The sequence below is a fragment of the Paractinoplanes atraurantiacus genome, from assembly GCF_900215205.1.
GTDB classification, from domain to species: domain Bacteria; phylum Actinomycetota; class Actinomycetes; order Mycobacteriales; family Micromonosporaceae; genus Actinoplanes; species Actinoplanes atraurantiacus.
Genome location: NZ_OBDY01000010.1, coordinates 155,274 through 170,332, shown reverse-complemented (window position 1 = coordinate 170,332; position 15,059 = coordinate 155,274). Strand labels below are relative to the sequence as shown.

The following is a 15,059-nucleotide window of genomic DNA, read 5'->3' as shown; positions in this document are numbered from 1 at the left end:
TGCCGACCCAAAGACGCCTGCACATCCTGTTGCGATCCCTGACCTGCTCGTTGTGAGTGACCAGCGATCGCACCGTTGCGGCGTAGGCGGCGCGGACCACTGCCGGCGGGCTCAGGTGCGGGGCGAAGCATCGCCGGCATCGCGGTGGCTGGGCCGCGATGTCACGGCGGCGAGCTCATCCGGGAGCAGCGCTGATCTGACTGATGCTCAACCGAGCAGCGCCGACGGCTCAATTCCGAGCCGCAGAATGGCCGGCGCCGCATAGTCGGGACGCACTCAGGAGAGCGGACTCGGCCCCGCGGGCGCGGGGTCAGCCCAACGCGGGCCAGCCCAACGCGGGCCAGCCCAACGCGGGCCGGCGCGGCGCGGGCCAGCGCGGGCGAGGCGAGTTCTAGCTGGGCGTGCTGGTCAGGAGCCAAGCAACCAGGGGGCCAACTTGCGGGCCTTCGCGGGCCCCCATGAGCCCTGCGCATAGGCGGCCGGCACCGGTGGCGACTCGAGCAGGGGGCCGACCGCCTTCCACGTCGCGCTCAGCCCGTCCGGCCGGGTGAACAGCGACCGGTCCCCCATCAGCACGTCGTGGATCAGCCGCACGTACGGCGGCAGCGGCTCCGCATCCGGCAGCTCCGCCAGCGGCAACCGCACCGACCCCGGCTCCAGTTCGAGCGCCACCCCCGGCCTCTTCGCCAGCAGCGACAGGTCGATCGCCCCGTCGCCCGCCAGGTCGAAGGTCAGCACGTTCGACTGTGACGGCAACGACGCGAACGGCCCCGACGGGTCTTTCAGCACCAGGCTCACCACCTGCCTGCTTTCGGCCAGCTTCTTTCCCGTACGCAGCAGGAACGGCACCCCACGCCAGCGCGGGTTGTCGATCCACAGCTTGGCCGCCACGTACGTGTCCGTCTTCGAGCCCCGCTTGATGCCCTTGATCGACTTGTAGCCCGTGTACTGGCCCAGCACCACTTCGGCCGGGTCGATCGGCCGGAACGCGCGGATCACCTTCTCCCGCGCCGCCTGCAGGTCGGCCGCGTCCAGGCTGGCCGGCGGCTCCATCGCCACCTCGGCCGCCACCTGGAACAGGTGGGTGACCAGCATGTCCAGCACCGCGCCGGTGGCGTCGTAGAACGCCGCCCGGTCCTCCACCCCCAGCGTCTCCGGCACGTCGATCTGCACGCTTTCGATGTGCTCGCGGCTCCACATCGCGGCGAACGCCTCGTTCGCGAAGCGGGCCACGTGCAGGTTCTGTGTCGCCTCTTTGCCGAGGAAGTGGTCGATCCGGTAGACCTGCTCCTCCTTCAGCACCCGGTGCACGAGCCGGTTCAAAGAGCGGAAGGACGAGGGCGAGGTCCCGTACGGCTTCTCGTAGACCACACGCGCGTTCTCGGCGAGCCCGTGCTTGCCGAGCGCCTCCGTGATCGCCGGGAACGCCACCGGCGGAATCGCCAGGTAGTGGACGATCTGCGCCTTGCCGCCGAATTCGGAGGACTCGATGACGTCGAGCAGACTGCCCGGATCGTCGGAGTCGAAGCCGCCGCCGGCGAAGCGCAGCCGGGACGCGAACTCCTTCCACGGCCCCTTGGCCGGCGCCGGCCCGAACTCGGTCAGCGCGTCGTGGACGTGCTGGCGGAAGTTCTCGTGGGAGACGTCGCCGCGCCCGTTGCCGACCAGGATCCAGTCGTCGGGCAGCAGACCTTCGATCGCGAGCGTGTAGAAGGCCGGCAGGACCATCCGCCGTGCCAGGTCACCGGTGGCTCCGAAGAGCACGAACAGCGTGGGGCCGGGAGTCTTCGCCATGACCCGGCGTTTGCCCGCGCGGGCAACGGCTCACACGGGTTGTGACGACCGGAACGTTCCGCGGTACGCCTGCGGGGTCGTGCTCAGCCGCTGCGCGAAGTGGTGGCGCAGGGTGGCCGCGCTGCCGAAGCCGGCCCGGTCGGCGATCACGTCGACGCCGAGGTCGGAGTCTTCGAGCAGGCGGCGGGCGAGCAGCAGCCGCTGGCTGATGAGCCAGTCGTGCGGGGTCGCGCCGGTCTCCTCCCGGAACTTGCGGGCGAAGGTCCGCGGGGCCATGTGTGCCATTCCGGCCATGGTGTCGACGGTGTGCGGCCGGTCGAGGGTCTCCATCACCGCGGTCAGCACCGGCTGCATGGTCGCGCACTCGACCGGCTTGAGCGGGGTCTCGATGTACTGCGCCTGGCCGCCCTCGCGGTGCGGGGGCACGACCATGCGCCGGGCCAGCATGGTGGCGACCGCGCTGCCGTGTTCCTGGCGGATCAGGTGGAGGCCGGCGTCGATGCTGGCGGCCGTGCCGGCGCTGGTGAGGATGCGCCCGTCCTGCACGTAGAGCACGTCGGGGTCGACGATCGCGGACGGATATTGCCGGGCCAGCCGGGCCGTGTGCAGCCAGTGGGTGGTGCAGCGGCGGCCGTCGAGCAGGCCGGCCGCCCCGAGCGCGAACGCGCTGGTGCACACGCTCATCACCCAGGCGCCGCGCTCGTGGGCGGCGCGCAGGGCCGCGCTCACCGACTCGGGCGGCCCGTACCAGGGATTGTCGAACGGAGCGACCACGACCAGATCAGCGGCCTCCGTACGGGAAAGATCGTGTTTGACCGCGACGTCGAAGCCGGAGCGACTGGGCACCGGGCTGCCGTCGATGGAGCAGACGGCGAAGTCGTACGTCGGCAGACCCTCGGCCGAGCGGTCGTAGCCGAAGAGTTCACAGAGGACGCCGAGCTCGAACGGGGCGACGTCGGGAAGGGCGATCACGGCCACGTTGCGCAGCATGTGACGCAGCATACGGCCGCTTGGCAGGATTTTGAAGATGCATGGCATATCTGCCACTGTCGGCAGCCTGGGAACAAGAAGATGCTCAATGCATGGAACTCTTCTTGGCGCTTTTCTTCCTGGTCATCCTCATCGCGTCGATCACCGGCAAGGTCGCGGACTCCCGCCACGGAAGCGGCTGGCATTAGGGATGGGGCGACTCGATCGAGCCGCCCCAACCACGAAAATCAGAGCTTGGCCGGAATCAGGATCGAGTCCGGCAGCGGCGCCGCGATCGGCGGCCGCTTGGTTTCGGCCATGGTGCTGACCGCGGAAGTGAACGGCTGCGGCGCGTCGGTGCACACCGTGCCGCGGGCCGGCGGCTTACCGGTCAGCAGATAGGCGTCGATCGCCGTGGTGGCGCAGACGCCCGATCCGTACGCGGTGTGGCCCCAGTTGTTGCTCGACAGCAGCACCGAGTTCGGCAGCAGGCGGCTCGACGAGACCGCGCCCCTGTAGTTGGTGGCCGGGTCCCAGAAACTGCCGACGACCAGCACCGGCGCCGCGGTCCGGCGGGTGAAGGGACCGGTGTACGCGTCCTCGTCCCGCACGGTCCACGTCCGGCTCGCGCACGGGCTGTCGATCCAGCCCCACGACCGGCCGAAGTACGGGGCCGCGGCCTCACGCCGGTCCGCGTAGCGCGGCCAGTCGGACGCGTTCGGCGGGAACCGGCCGTCGGTGCAGATCACCGTGGTGCCGGCCTCGGCGCTGTTGTCGTACGGGAAGTCGTACTGCCGGGACGCGCGAGCGTCCCGAGCCCGCTTGACCAGGGCCGCCGTGGAACCGCCCTCGATCGCGTCCGCGACCTGGTCGGCGATCGCGGTGACCTGCTCGCCCGCGTCGAACTGGTAGAGCGAGCCGAGGATGGCGCCGATGAAGACCGCGTACGTGACCTGGATCGTGCCGCCCTCGCCGTCCGGCAGGGCGAGCGGCTCCTTCTTCAAGTGTTCGGCGATCTGCCGGAAGTGCCGGACCGGGTCCCCCTCGGCGAAGACGCACTTGGCCTCTCCCGCCTTGTCGCAGCGCTTCAGGATCTCGATCAGCGCCTTGTAGGCGCCGTCGCTGGAGTGCAGCCGGCCGTCGATGACCTGCCGGGTGTTGCCGACCCAGGCGACCGGGTCGAGCACACCGTCGACGACCAGCGCCCGGAACCGGTCGGGGAACATGTTGGCGTAGTACTGCCCGAGCGCGCTGCCGTAGCTGAAGCCCAGGTAGTTCAGCTTCTTGTCGCCGACCGCGCGGCGGATGACGTCCATGTCGCGGGCGACCTCGGCCGTGGAGGCGGCGCCGGTCAGCGGCCGGCCCGTGGTGGAGCAGGCCTTGCCGAGGAGCTTCGACCCTTGCACGTACGCCTTCTCCTCGGCCGTGGTGACCGGGAAGGGAACGTTCATGAGGTCGAGGACAGCGGTCTGGTCCTTCACGGACTTGAAGCAGCGGATGTTCTGGCTGGCGCCGATGCCGCGCGGGTCGACGCCGACGACGTCGAAGCGCTGGAGCATCGGGTCGCTGAGCCAGTACGGCGCGTCGTACGCGAACTGGGTGGCCGAGCCACCCGGCCCGCCCGGGTTGACGAACAGGCTGCCGATCTTCGCGGCCTGGTTCTTGGCCTTGACCCGCAGCACGGCGATCTCGGTGGTGGCGCCGCGCGGATTGTCGTAGTCCAGCGGCAGCTTGACCGTCGCGCACTCCGCGTAGTCGTAGCACTTGTACCAGCCGAGCTTGGGCGTGGGCACGGCGTCCACGCCGGTCTTGCCGCCGGCCAGCGCGGGGGCCGCGATGGTGCCCGCGGCGAGCGCGCCCGCGAGGGTGGCGGTGAGTAGTCGGTGCGTCTTCAGAGGCATACAGATCGACCCTTCTGACGGGAATGACCCCCGGCATAGTAGGTGGTCCATGCACGCTGAGTGATCTTGCTTTGACGGATCGTCCGGTCCGGAACCTTTCGCATGGGGCAAGGGGGGTGACATCGCTCCGTCCGCGTTTGGCACAGTGGACGGATGCTGACCGACGTGGACCTGCCCGCGCCCGGATTGCTCTGGACCCGATGGGCGACCCTGGCCGCCGGAATGACCGGCATCGGGTACGACGACGTCTGGTTCGTCGACGACCGGGGCGCCCACCACGACGATCACGGTGGCAGCTGGGCCCGGCTCGCGCTGCTCGGCGGTGCCCGGGCCGTGCTGTTCGGCTACGACCGCGATCACAGCGGGACGGCCGACGCCGACCCGCCGATCGACCTGCTCACCGGCGCCCCCGACTGGCTGCCCTGGGACGATCTCACCGCCCTGGCCGAGACCGACTCGCTGGGCTTCGTGGTGTGGCACGCCGAGGGCCGCTGGTCGCGCACGCGTTATCGCGACGGCGTGAGCGACGGGCTCGTGCAGACCGTCGGCGCCGTGCTGAGCAACGAGAACACGCTGACCGAGCTGGCCGAGATCGTCGCCGAGTGGGGCCAGTACGAGCTGCGCAGCCCGGCCGAGCGCGACGACGTCCGCGCCGCCGGTGAGGATCTGCTGTCGGCGGCCGTCCGGGGTCAGGTCACCGGCCCGGCCTTCGAGCGGCTGCTCGGCCGCCTCACCGAGCCCGCGCTCGACCTGCGGGCCGCGCTGGCCTGCGCCGACCGCGGCGGGATCACCGCCGGCAACCGGCCGCCGCGCATCGAGCCCGGCGTGCGCCCGCCGATGCGCCGAGTCCGCCAGCTCAGCCAGGGCGAGCACGACCGCCTGGTCTGGTCGGCGATGCAGGACGCGACCGAGCTGGCCCGGCCCGAGCCGCCGGCCACCGACGAGCTCGAGGCGCTGGCGGCCTGGATGCGCGACCGTTCCCCGCACGGCGACGGCCGGTGCACCGCCCTGCTCTACGCGGACGCGACCAGTCTCAGCGCGCAGCCCGGCAAGCACCCGCCGCTGGAGCGCCCCGGCGAGGCGCGCTTCGCGTCCTTTCAGGAGCTTGGTGATCTCGTACGCCGTCTGCGCCGCGCCGAGGCCGACCCGCGTTACGGCCGCTGGCTGTTCCTGCGGGTGCAGACCACGGCCACCGACGTGCTGGTGGAGCGCCGCTACGACTCGTGGCCCACGTGGTGGGCCGACGACGGCGTCTCCGGCCCGTGGCGCACGAACCTGCAGGAGGAGATGGCCGCCCGCGGCATCTCGTGGCGGCCGGCGTGGGTGCGCCTGCTCGACCCCGAGGTGGCGTACCGCCCCCTTTAGCGGGCCTTGCCCTCCCGCAGCAGCCCGACGGACTTGGCCAGCCGGCGTTCCCGGGTCTCGGCCGTCTTGGCCGAGGTGAGCTGGTCGACGTGCCAGCGCTGGTTGCTGAACGACAGCGTCGCCCAGAAGTCGCGGGCCGCGGGCTCCGCGTCGAGCGCGGCCTTCAGGTCGCCGGGCACCTCGATCTCGCGGGGCGCGGTGTCGAGCTCCACGTCGACGTCGAAGACCTCGCCGCCCTCGACTCCGGCGGCGGCACGGCGCTCGGCGCTCACCCCGAGCCAATAGCTGCCGCCCATCTTGGCGATGGTCGAGCGCATGGTGAAGCCGTGGAAGGTGGCCACGACCTTGGGCCGGCCACCCCCGCCGAGCCCCGTCACGATCTCGTCGGGCACCTCGAAGCCGGTGGTCGTGCCGCCGGTGCGCTGCAGTTCGGCGCGGAACCTCATCAGGTCACTCCTCGATCAGCTCGGCCCAGTCCAGCACGAGCTTAATCAACTCACCGCGGGTCCAGAGCGGAAGTTGATCGCGGAAGTGCGGGCTTTCCGGGTCGCCGGAGGCGCCGAACGGCACGACCCAGCGACTCCGCCCACGGTCCTTGACGTTCCAGACATACCGGGCGACGGGCCCTTTCCGGCAGAGATCGCTGACCCCGGGCGCGCTCGACGTGCACAGGACGGTGTCGCGCTCCCCCGACACTTCGATCCGGGGCAGTTCAACGTCAAGACCCGGCAGCCGTGCGGGGTCGAGCAGGTGCCGTTCGCCCCACGGCCCCGAGGTGATCGTGGCCGGGTCGACCAGGTCCTCCGGCTTCAGATCCAGCCCCGCGAGCACGCTGTCCTGCAGGAGCCCGACCCTGGCCCGCGGATCGACATCGAAGATCGCGTCGAACCCGGTCGGCTCCTGGAGCGCGGAGAGCGCCGGATGATCGAAGAGCCGCCGCGCCACCCGATCCCGGAACGCGGCCCGCCGCCCGGCCTCGACGCTGCCGGCCGGCATGGTCGTGTCCATGTGGATCAGCTCGTGCGGCGTCCCCGCGTCGAGCAGTTCGCGGATCCGCTCGGCCCGCTTCTTGGAGGCGAAGGAGACGCCGTACGCCTCCGTGTCCGGCCGCCGGTCGTTCGCGTTGACCGCGCTCGTCTTCTCGACGCGGGTCATGGGCAGATAACCGGGTTTCCAGGTGTACGCGCTCTCCCAGGCCGGCACGGGCAGGCGCTTGTTCCGTTCGTCGCGCAGGGGCACGCGCCCGACGGTCAGCTGAAGGATCCGCCCACTCGTGTCGGCGGTGAGGATGCTGTTGACCGGTTCCACCCACCCGCGCAGAGCGCCGGCCACGTCGTCGACGGTGCGCGCGTGCAGCAACGGCAGAAGGCAGCCGAACCCGAGTTCCAGGTCGACTCGTGTCGGCGTACGCAGGGAAAGGTTTTGATCGATGATCGTCCCCCGCGCCGTCTCGACAACCTCGACCTCGACGTCACCGCCACCCTTGACCGGAATCGTCTCGACATGACGCGCGATCGGCTCCCAGCCCTCGGGCCCGCGCGCCCGGTCGCCCCGAATGTCCTCGATGTAGAGATCCTGGTAGTCGGCCTGCGCATTGGTGACCGCCCAGGCCACGGACTCGGCCTGCCCGAAATGCTGAACCCCCGGCACACCGGGAAAGGTCAGCCCGAAGACGTCGAACTCGGGGCAGCTCAACCGCACCTGCTGGTAGCCGCCGGGCAGCTCGATCGCCCGATGCGGATCCCCCGCGATCTCCCCGTCCACGGCCCACGCGTTGCTGCCGGTCTCCCCCGGCCCTTCGGCGTCGAACCACGAGATCTTGTCCGCACCGAGCGTCCGGGCGACGTGGGCGTTGAACATCTTCGCGGTGAAGCTGGCGAACAGAATGTGCCGCGCCAGGAACACACCCAGCGGCGTCCAGTCCGACCAGGCCAGCCCTTCACTCCGGACCCCGTCGCCATAAGCGCCCAGCCAGACCTTCGTGCGCTCATCCAGCTTGTCGTACGCCTTCCGCGCCGTATCCGCGATCCGGGCCTTGCGGGCGAACCGATCCCAGCCCAGCCCGTCGATCCCGATCAGTTCGGCCAGGAGCCCCTCGGCCCGGCGCCGCTCCACCTCGAGCTGCCGCCCACGATCGGCAACCGCAACCCGCCCTTGCAGAAACGCCAGCTCATCCACCGAAGCGGCCCGCAGATGCGGAATCCCGTACGAGTCACGAAAGACCTTCATGCCAGCCATCCTTACCGGCCACCCACCCGGTGAGCGACCCTGTTCCCGCCCCCGCTTGCGGCAGCGAATCACCATAACGGGGTGATCGTGTTGAGCCGGGCGGGGTCGGGCGAGTGGGTCAAGTGGCGGGTCGGGCGGCAGTGGCTGGCGGGCTGGCACGCCGGCGACGGCGGCGAGCCGATCAGCCTCGACTTCGTGGGGCGGCTGTTCGAGGCCGGTGACTACGGGGCGCTTCTGGGCATCGCCATCGGGGCCGTCCTGCTCGTCGTGGTGCTGGTCATGTTCCTGCTGGCCCTGATGGGGACGGCGGTGGTTCTGCCGTACCGGAGCCATGTGGACCGATGGCCGGTGGTGGCCTACGTGACGAACGGGCCGAGCGGCTCCGGACGGTACCGCGTCGTCACCGACCGGAAGACGGCGGACGTTCTGGTGCGGCAGTGGGCGGCCGACATCAAGCGGTACGGCCGGCCGCGCATGATGGTCGACGTCTTTCCTAGCGCTGCGCCTCGAAGTGCTCCTTCATCGACGGGTAGTAGTCGTTGAAGTCGGGCATCGGCTGCCCGTCACGGGAGGCGACCAGCGCGTCCAGGTAGAACTCCCAGCCGGGGCCGACCTCGCCGACGCTGTCGGTGTCGGTCAGGTGCTGGGTGAAGCGGAGCTCAGTGGCGCCGCCGGTCTCGGAGAGCGTCAGGTCGAGGAGCCAGCTGCCGTGGTCGTCCACTGACGACAGCGCGAGGCGGCGGGGTGGCTCGCAGGCGTCGATCGTCATGTCCATCCAGGGCTGCCCCTCCTCCTGGACCATCTGGACCTGGATGGCCGCGCCGGGCGCGGCGTCACCCTTCCACGGACCGAACCACCGGGCCGTGCGGACGGGGTCGGTGAGACTGGCCCAGACGTCGTCGAGGGGCGCGCGGAAGGAACGGGTCAAAACCAGATCCCGGCCGAACAGCCGGCCGGTGGGCGTGGGGCTCATGCGCTCTTCTCCTGTGATTGATCGGGAGCGGTGGTGGTGCTGCGGCGCTCGCGGCGGGTGCGGTGGACCTCGGTCTCCAGCGCGTCCAGATGGTGCTCCCAGCCGGAGGGGCGGGTCAGCCGCTCGATCCAGCCAGAGAGCTCGTCCAAGGGCGCGGTGACCAGCTCGTAGACGCGGCGGCGGCCGTCGGCACGGTCGGCGACCAGGCCGGCCTCCCGCAGCACCCGCAGGTGGCGGCTGACGGCGGGTCGGCTGATCTCGAACCGGCCGGCGATCTGACCGGCCGACAACCGCTCGCCGCGCAGCATCAGCAGGATCTCCCGCCGCACCGGATCGGCGATCGCCGCAGCCACCTCGTCCACGCCGAAAAGCGTAACCTACTGGTTACGCTTTAACCAGCGCGAAGAGGCGGCGCGCCAAGAAGCGCGGGCGGCGGAGCAGTGGGGCCGGCGGATCAGAGGGGCTTGCGGGCCGATACCAGGTGGGTGGGTAGCCATGGGCCGCTCCACCACTGGCGCCAGCCCAGGTCTCGGCGGGCGATCTCGGTCAGTGCCGAGTGCTCCAAGCGGCGCTCGTACTGGCGGGTGTGCCGCAGGTCGGCCACCAGGAGGCGACCGCCTGGGCGGAGGACCCGTACGGCCTCGTCAATTGCCTTGTCTCTGTCGGCCGCGGCCTTCAGGTTGTGGATGACGACGTTGGAGATGACCACGTCGAACGCAGCGTCGGGGAACGGCAGCGCGGTGATGTCAGCCGTCCGCAGGTCGACACGGCCGGTGACCCCGGCGGCGGACGCGTTGCTCATCGTGGCCTCGGGGCCGTTGCCCGACTGGTCGGCCCGCCAGAGATCGACACCTACCGCACGGCCCTGGGGCACACGCAGCGCGGCCGAGATCAGCAGGGCGCCGCGGCCGCAGCCCAGGTCGAGGATCTGCTCGTCGCCGCGCAGGCCCAGACCGTCGAGCAGGCGGGACCAGACCACGAACTTGCCGGCGCGCGACGCGTAGAAGCCGAGCGCGCAGCACGCGGCGATCAGCACGACACCGATCAGCGGCCAGACCGAGCGCTGCAGCACGGCCTGGAGCAGGCCGGCCACGATCAGGATCACCGGGACGGCGATCAGCCGGGGTGCGTCGATGCCGTAGTTGCCGGGAGGCCGCGTCATGATCGCAGACTTCCACAGAGGAGCCGAGAATGATGTCCGTGAGCGAGCGGATCACCGCGACGGCCCACGGTGCCCCGGTGGTTTATGCCCTGGGCGGGACGCCTGGCGGGTCACGCATCGCCACGGCGACAAATACCGTTGACCGCTCGCCGTCGCGGCTGGCATCCTGCTGGGGCTTCCCGCGCGATCGGCGCGGGCACTCTGCACGAGGGAATGAAGCCTGTGATCTCGGATGGCCCGACGGCCGCCTGAGGCGAGCTGCCTGCTCGGCGGCCATCTCACCCTGTCTTCCTTTTCCTTTCTCTCTCCGCAGAGGCTTTTAAAATGACCTTGGATGTGCGCATCCAGCAGTCCGTCGTCGCCAACCTGTCCAGCCGGCCGGCCCCGGTCCGCACCGGGCCGTTCGTGATCGGCGTCGACCCGTCGGTCGACAGCCCCGGCATCAACTACGCGACACCGCTTCCCGGCCTCGAGATCTCGAGGGCTGATGTCACCGCGCTTGTCGCGGCTTTCCGGTCGTACGCGCGTAAGCCCCGGCTCGAATATGTGGTGTCCACGGCGCCCGGCCTCGAGCGGCTCCTGCTCGACGCCGGCTTCACCGTCGAGGAGCGCCACGAATATCTGGTCTGCACCCCCGGCACGATCGAGCAGCTCCCGGCGCCCGGCGGCTACACGCTGCGCGAGCCGATCACCGACGCCGACCGGGCCGCGATGATCGCCGCCCAGAACGCGGCATTCGGTGGCGATCCCATCTCCACCGACGCGGACATCGCCCGCATCGCCGCCCTCCAGGCCCGGGGCGGCATCGCCGTCATGGCGCTCGCCCCGGATGGCACCTGCGCCGGCGGCGGCCAGGCCGTACCGCCCAACGACGGTGTCAGCGAGGTGGCGGGCATCGCCGTGACCAAGCATCACCGCCGCCGGGGCATCGCCGGCGCGATGACCGCCGAGATCACCCGGCGCCTCTTCGTCGCCGGCGCCGAGATCGCCTGGCTGGAGGCTTCCGGCGAGGATTCCTGGCGCGTCTACGAACGGGTGGGCTACCGCCCGACCGGCCGGCGCCTGTACATAGCGCTGGACTGACGGTCCGGGCCGGGCCGCACCACGCGGCCCGGCCCGGCGCGGTCAGAGGATCAGTGGGTCAGTCTGGCGACCCGGCCGGTGGGGCCCGAGGCCCAGCAGGAGCCGTCGGAGGTGCATTCGACGGCGTCGAAGTTGCCGGTGTCGAAGCGGGTCCAGGTGCGGCCGGCGTCCCGGGAGATGTCACTGCCGGTGGGGCCCACGGCCAGGGCCACGCGGCGGGACGCCCAGGCCGAGCCGGAGCGGTATTCCCCGGGGACGGTTCGGGCGATCTTCCAGGTGCGACCGTGCAAGTAGGCCGCGCCGTCGGGGGCGGCCGTCGGCGCGTTGTAGTCGCCGCCCACGGCGATGGCCTCGCCCGAGGGGCGCACGGCCAGGCTGTAGATGCCGGCGGTCGGGCCGCTCGGAACCGGGGTGCCGGCCACGGTCCACGAGCGGCCGGCGTCGCGGGACGTGAAGACCCGGGCCGTGGCGCCGCCGCCCGTGGCGAACAGGGCCTTGCCGCCGGCCGAGACCAGGCAGGTGCCGCTGGCCGCGAAAGCGAACTCGCCGGTCAGGGCCGGGGGCATGCCCGCGGTGGGCCGGACCGTCCAGGAGCGGCCGCCGTCGGCGGTGGCCAGGATGCGGAACTTGCCGCCGACCGGGTCGGACAGGGCCAGGCCGTGCTTGCGGTCCAGGAACGTCATGCAGTCGTAGAAGGCGGCCGGGTCGTCGTTGCGGAACGTCTCGCGCCAGGAGCGGCCGCCGTCCGTGGTGGCGTAGACCCGGGAGGCCTCGCCCTCGCCGATCGACACGGCGACCGCGGTGCGCGAGTCGAACGCCTCGATGTCGCGGAACAGCAGGTCCGAGGCGCCGGCGGGGCTGACGTCGGCCCAGTGGCGGCCGCCGTCGACCGTGCGCAGGATCGTGCCGCCCGAGCCGGCGACCCAGGCCACCCGGGAGCTGACCGGGGCGAGGCCGCGGAACTGGGCGGTCGAGCCGGTGTCGGTGAGGCGCCAGGTGGGCGAGTGGCCCCCGGATGCGGCGGCGGGCGCGGTGGAAGCGGCCACCAGCACCGCCGAGGCCGCCAGGACCATCGACAACTTTCGCTTCAAGGTCATGGCGCGGAACTTACCGTGTGTGCCACGGCACGGAAACCGGGAGCGCACCCCGCTCGAAACCCTGGCATACCACAATGTGGGACATGGAGACTGTCACCGTCGCGATCACGCGCCGCGCCGACCCGTCGCGTACGGCGGAGATGATCGCCTGGGTGAACGCGGGCACCACCCTGGCCGAGGACTTCCCGGGCTTCCTCGGCACCGGCTGGGTGCGCCCCGACCAGGCGTCGAGCGAATGGCACATGCTCTACCGCTTCGCCGACGCGGACGCGCTGCGCAACTGGGAGGAGTCGCCGCAGCGGCGCTGGTGGCTCTCGTCGGCCGAGGGCTTCGTCGAGCACACCCGCGTCGAGCGCCGCACCGGCATCGAGGGCTGGTTCGACCCGCCGAAACAGCAAGATGCTCAGATTGTCCAGAAAGCGCCGGCCCGGTGGAAGCAGGCTGTGACGATCTGGCTCGGCTTCTTCCCCGTGAGCCTGCTGGCGGCGTACACCCTCAATCATTTGATCGTGGATCTGCACGTCGCGCTCCGGACGCTGATCAGCACCCTGATCCTGACCCCGATCATGACTTATCTGGTGTTGCCGCAGGTCACGCGTCTGCTGCAACCCTGGCTCAAGCGCTAATCGGAGTCGAAGAGGGCCCGCAGCCGCACGGTGTCCGCCACGGTCCACCCCGGCGGCGGAGCCAGCGCCGCCCACCCGTCGACCGCCCCGGATTTGTACACGTGTCCGTGGCCGGTCGGCACTTTGTTGGCGAAGATGGCGTCGACCGTCGTCTGCCAGAAGGTCACCACCGGATACCACTGCATGGCCGGCGTGACGTCCGGCCCGCGCGTGCCGCTCAGCCACTGCGGCTTCTTCCAGAACAGGCTCGGGCTCCACCAGACGACCGGGTCCGACGAGTTCTGCATGTAGACGACCTTGGGCTGCGGGCCGGGCAGGTCGCGCAGCTCCTCGGCCCGCGACGAGAACTCCACCGGCAGGCTCGGGTATGACGGATCCCACACCGGCGTCCCGGCGACGCGCCCGGCCGTCAGCGAACGGTGGATCGGATTGGCGAAGGTCGGCCCCTCCAGCAGGATCCCGTCCGCGCCGGAGACCATGGCCGAGGCGCTGCCGAAGGTCTTCTCCGTCCCGTACGTCCCCAGGCTCTCCCCGAAGATCAGCAGCTTGGGGCGGTGGCCCGCGGGCATCGCCGCCCACCGGGCCCGGACCGCGGTGATCAGGGCCGACGACGCCTCGACGACCTTCGAGCGGTCGGCCGCGAAGGAGATCACGCTCGGCAGGTACGAGTACTGCATCGAGACGAGCGCGGTGTCGCCCGCGTACATGTATTCCAGCGAGCTCGGCACGTCGTTGTCGACCCAGCCCGTCCCGGTCGGCGTGAAGACCGCGATCACCTTGCGGCCGAAGGCGCCGGTGCGGTCCATCTCGCGGACGAGCAGGCCGGCGCGCTCGGTCACCGAGCCGGCCGACGACAACCCGGCGTACAACCGGATCGGCTCCGCCACCGGGCGCCGGGCGAACGCCGCCAGCTGATCGTGACTGGGCGCCTTGGCCACGAAGTTGCGGCCCTGCCGGCCCAGCGACTCCCACGACACCAGGGAGGCCGGGCTGCCCGAGCGCAGCGGCGACATCTGCCGTTCGACGCCGCGGCCGGTGCCGCTGTCGGTGACCGCGGCCGAGCGGTCGGCGGTGGTGTAGAGGTTGCTGACCAGCAGCCCGTCGAACGCGGTGTAGCTGAGCAGGGTCACGACCACGAAGCCGGCGCAGTAGGCGGCCGACTCGGGCACGAGCCGCCCGAACAGCCGGGCCAGCCCGTGCGCGGCCAGCCGCAGGCAGCGGGCGACCAGCAGGAGCAGCCCGAAGGTGAGCAGGCTGATCCCGACCGTGCGCATCAGGTCGTACTCCTGCTGGGGTGGCATGCCCAGGCGCAGGCGCAGGTCACGCTGCCAGCGGGTGCCGAGCCAGAGGAACAGCAGGATCAGCGGTGGTACGAGCAGGAACAGCACCCGCCAGGCGATCCGTTCCGCCCGCCGCGACGGCCACCAGCGCCACCGCACGAGCGCACCGATCGCCGTGCCCAGCGCATATCCGATGGCGGCGGTCAGGCCGGCCACCACTCCTTGCAGCGACCAGGTGCGCGGGAGCAGCGACGGCGTGTACGAGAGGCAGTAGAAGACGGCGCACAGCCCGAAGCCGGTGACGCTGAGCCCGCAGCTGACGACCCGGCGGCGGGGCGGTGCGGCGGCGATCACGCGGCCGCGCTGGGTGGGGATCCAGGGGCGAGGCGGGGCGAGCACGAGCCTGCGCATGGATCGCCCCCAATCCGCCTCAGACGCAGGATCTTCCCCATCGGTGCCGTACCGCAAGCACCTTCACCCCTGGTAGATCGACTTCGGCGGCGGTACCTGCGGTCTCGCCCCCACCCGTCCCTTCGTGCTCGGAGCGGGAACTTCGACAAACCGGGCCGGGCGAATGTTT

14 protein-coding genes are annotated in these 15,059 nt (G+C 71.0%); 4 read left to right on the top strand and 10 right to left on the bottom strand.

All coding sequences use genetic code 11. From position 1 onward, the window contains the following. Window positions 1–408 precede the first annotated feature (408 nt). The 3 genes from zwf to CRP55_RS23435 all read right to left on the bottom strand — a co-directional run bounded on the left by zwf (window position 409) and on the right by CRP55_RS23435 (window position 4,664). Complete coding sequence (gene zwf, locus CRP55_RS23445; protein ID WP_097322267.1) at window positions 409–1,794, bottom strand: glucose-6-phosphate dehydrogenase; 1,386 nt, start codon at window positions 1,792–1,794, stop codon at window positions 409–411. Window positions 1,795–1,824: 30 nt separating this feature from the next. Continuing rightward, a complete protein-coding gene (locus CRP55_RS23440; RefSeq protein ID WP_097322375.1) occupies window positions 1,825–2,784 on the bottom strand; it encodes a GlxA family transcriptional regulator in 960 nt (319 codons plus the stop codon). A 227-nt stretch (window positions 2,785–3,011) separates the two neighbouring features. Beyond that, window positions 3,012–4,664: an alpha/beta hydrolase gene (locus CRP55_RS23435; protein ID WP_097322266.1), complete on the bottom strand. Its 1,653-nt coding sequence runs from the start codon at window positions 4,662–4,664 to the stop codon at window positions 3,012–3,014. 153 nt (window positions 4,665–4,817) lie between these two features. Between CRP55_RS23435 and CRP55_RS23430 the strand changes: the two genes are divergently transcribed. After that, window positions 4,818–6,029 (top strand): hypothetical protein, encoded by a 1,212-nt coding sequence (locus tag CRP55_RS23430; protein ID WP_097322265.1) that lies wholly within the window; start codon window positions 4,818–4,820, stop codon window positions 6,027–6,029. On the opposite strand, the gene CRP55_RS23425 is transcribed toward CRP55_RS23430, so the two are convergent. Both CRP55_RS23425 and CRP55_RS23420 read right to left on the bottom strand, forming a co-directional pair. Next, complete coding sequence (locus CRP55_RS23425) at window positions 6,026–6,475, bottom strand: YdeI/OmpD-associated family protein (protein WP_097322264.1); 450 nt, start codon at window positions 6,473–6,475, stop codon at window positions 6,026–6,028. The two genes, CRP55_RS23430 and CRP55_RS23425, sit on opposite strands and share 4 nt — an antisense overlap. A 4-nt stretch (window positions 6,476–6,479) precedes the next feature. Then, entirely contained in the window at window positions 6,480–8,258 is a 1,779-nt protein-coding gene (locus CRP55_RS23420; RefSeq protein WP_097322263.1) for a penicillin acylase family protein, read from the bottom strand. 81 nt (window positions 8,259–8,339) lie between these two features. Here CRP55_RS23420 and CRP55_RS23415 point away from each other — a divergent pair, with 81 nt between their 5' ends. Further along, on the top strand, window positions 8,340–8,801 hold the full coding sequence (locus tag CRP55_RS23415) for a hypothetical protein (RefSeq protein ID WP_097322262.1): 462 nt from the start codon (window positions 8,340–8,342) through the stop codon (window positions 8,799–8,801). On the opposite strand, the gene CRP55_RS23410 is transcribed toward CRP55_RS23415, so the two are convergent. From CRP55_RS23410 to CRP55_RS23400, 3 genes are all read right to left on the bottom strand, one after another. Further along, entirely contained in the window at window positions 8,752–9,231 is a 480-nt protein-coding gene (locus tag CRP55_RS23410) for an SRPBCC family protein (protein WP_097322261.1), read from the bottom strand. The genes CRP55_RS23415 and CRP55_RS23410 overlap by 50 nt on opposite strands. Then, window positions 9,228–9,593: a metalloregulator ArsR/SmtB family transcription factor gene (locus CRP55_RS23405; protein WP_097322260.1), complete on the bottom strand. Its 366-nt coding sequence runs from the start codon at window positions 9,591–9,593 to the stop codon at window positions 9,228–9,230. The genes CRP55_RS23410 and CRP55_RS23405 overlap by 4 nt, the downstream gene beginning before the upstream one ends. A 92-nt stretch (window positions 9,594–9,685) precedes the next feature. Continuing rightward, complete coding sequence (locus CRP55_RS23400) at window positions 9,686–10,393, bottom strand: class I SAM-dependent methyltransferase (RefSeq protein WP_097322259.1); 708 nt, start codon at window positions 10,391–10,393, stop codon at window positions 9,686–9,688. 324 nt (window positions 10,394–10,717) lie between these two features. Between CRP55_RS23400 and CRP55_RS23395 the strand changes: the two genes are divergently transcribed. After that, the gene (locus tag CRP55_RS23395) at window positions 10,718–11,476 is read left to right on the top strand and encodes a GNAT family N-acetyltransferase (RefSeq protein ID WP_245923320.1); all 759 of its coding nucleotides are present in this window, start codon (window positions 10,718–10,720) and stop codon (window positions 11,474–11,476) included. A gap of 50 nt (window positions 11,477–11,526) precedes the next feature. On the opposite strand, the gene CRP55_RS23390 is transcribed toward CRP55_RS23395, so the two are convergent. After that, a complete protein-coding gene (locus CRP55_RS23390) occupies window positions 11,527–12,573 on the bottom strand; it encodes a beta propeller repeat protein (protein WP_179855303.1) in 1,047 nt (348 codons plus the stop codon). 83 nt (window positions 12,574–12,656) lie between these two features. Between CRP55_RS23390 and CRP55_RS23385 the strand changes: the two genes are divergently transcribed. Further along, window positions 12,657–13,199, top strand: a complete 543-nt coding sequence (locus tag CRP55_RS23385; protein WP_097322258.1) for an antibiotic biosynthesis monooxygenase — start codon at window positions 12,657–12,659, stop codon at window positions 13,197–13,199. On the opposite strand, the gene CRP55_RS23380 is transcribed toward CRP55_RS23385, so the two are convergent. Then, window positions 13,196–14,890: an alpha/beta hydrolase gene (locus CRP55_RS23380; RefSeq protein WP_097322257.1), complete on the bottom strand. Its 1,695-nt coding sequence runs from the start codon at window positions 14,888–14,890 to the stop codon at window positions 13,196–13,198. The genes CRP55_RS23385 and CRP55_RS23380 overlap by 4 nt on opposite strands. Window positions 14,891–15,059 lie beyond the last annotated feature (169 nt).

Excerpts from the sequence above, each read along its gene's own strand:
- CRP55_RS23440 (WP_097322375.1), bottom strand. The coding sequence starts at position 2,784 with ATGCTGCGCAACGTGGCCGTGATCGCCCTTCCCGACGTCGCCCCGTTC.
- CRP55_RS23420 (WP_097322263.1), bottom strand. The coding sequence starts at position 8,258 with ATGAAGGTCTTTCGTGACTCGTACGGGATTCCGCATCTGCGGGCCGCT.
- CRP55_RS23430 (WP_097322265.1), top strand. The coding sequence starts at position 4,818 with ATGCTGACCGACGTGGACCTGCCCGCGCCCGGATTGCTCTGGACCCGA.
- CRP55_RS23395 (WP_245923320.1), top strand. The coding sequence starts at position 10,718 with ATGACCTTGGATGTGCGCATCCAGCAGTCCGTCGTCGCCAACCTGTCC.
- CRP55_RS23425 (WP_097322264.1), bottom strand. The coding sequence starts at position 6,475 with ATGAGGTTCCGCGCCGAACTGCAGCGCACCGGCGGCACGACCACCGGC.
- CRP55_RS23410 (WP_097322261.1), bottom strand. The coding sequence starts at position 9,231 with ATGAGCCCCACGCCCACCGGCCGGCTGTTCGGCCGGGATCTGGTTTTG.
- CRP55_RS23380 (WP_097322257.1), bottom strand. The coding sequence starts at position 14,890 with ATGCGCAGGCTCGTGCTCGCCCCGCCTCGCCCCTGGATCCCCACCCAG.
- CRP55_RS23390 (WP_179855303.1), bottom strand. The coding sequence starts at position 12,573 with ATGACCTTGAAGCGAAAGTTGTCGATGGTCCTGGCGGCCTCGGCGGTG.
- CRP55_RS23400 (WP_097322259.1), bottom strand. The coding sequence starts at position 10,393 with ATGACGCGGCCTCCCGGCAACTACGGCATCGACGCACCCCGGCTGATC.
- CRP55_RS23435 (WP_097322266.1), bottom strand. The coding sequence starts at position 4,664 with ATGCCTCTGAAGACGCACCGACTACTCACCGCCACCCTCGCGGGCGCG.
- CRP55_RS23385 (WP_097322258.1), top strand. The coding sequence starts at position 12,657 with ATGGAGACTGTCACCGTCGCGATCACGCGCCGCGCCGACCCGTCGCGT.
- zwf (WP_097322267.1), bottom strand. The coding sequence starts at position 1,794 with ATGGCGAAGACTCCCGGCCCCACGCTGTTCGTGCTCTTCGGAGCCACC.